This is a genomic window from Vibrio sp. L85, assembly GCF_963871815.1.
GTDB lineage: Bacteria > Pseudomonadota > Gammaproteobacteria > Enterobacterales > Vibrionaceae > Vibrio > Vibrio harveyi.
Genome location: NZ_CAWMYL010000218.1, coordinates 1 through 288, shown reverse-complemented (window position 1 = coordinate 288; position 288 = coordinate 1). Strand labels below are relative to the sequence as shown.

The following is a 288-nucleotide window of genomic DNA, read 5'->3' as shown; positions in this document are numbered from 1 at the left end:
ATCATTCACACGAACGACATCAAGAGAATCCGTGTCTGTCGCTTTCGGATTCACGCCGTCTGATACCGAAGCAGTGACAGACAAGGTAGTTAGGTCAAGCTGGTCATTATTAACCGCTTCGACACCTTTATCGGTCAACTTAACTTGGTCACCGTCTAGGACGAAGTAACCATCGGTGTTGTTTTCTAGCTGAACGGTAAGCTCATCTGCAGGCGTATCTGTATCAGCAACGGTCACTGCTGCCACTACTGTATCGGTGCTCACCGCATCTTCAGTTACGCTATCAAC

1 protein-coding gene is annotated in these 288 nt (G+C 48.3%); it reads right to left on the bottom strand.

All coding sequences use genetic code 11. The annotated features are described in order from the left end of the window. A partial coding sequence (locus tag AACR11_RS21180) for a hypothetical protein (protein ID WP_139374628.1) occupies window positions 1-288 on the bottom strand: 288 nt, incomplete at both ends.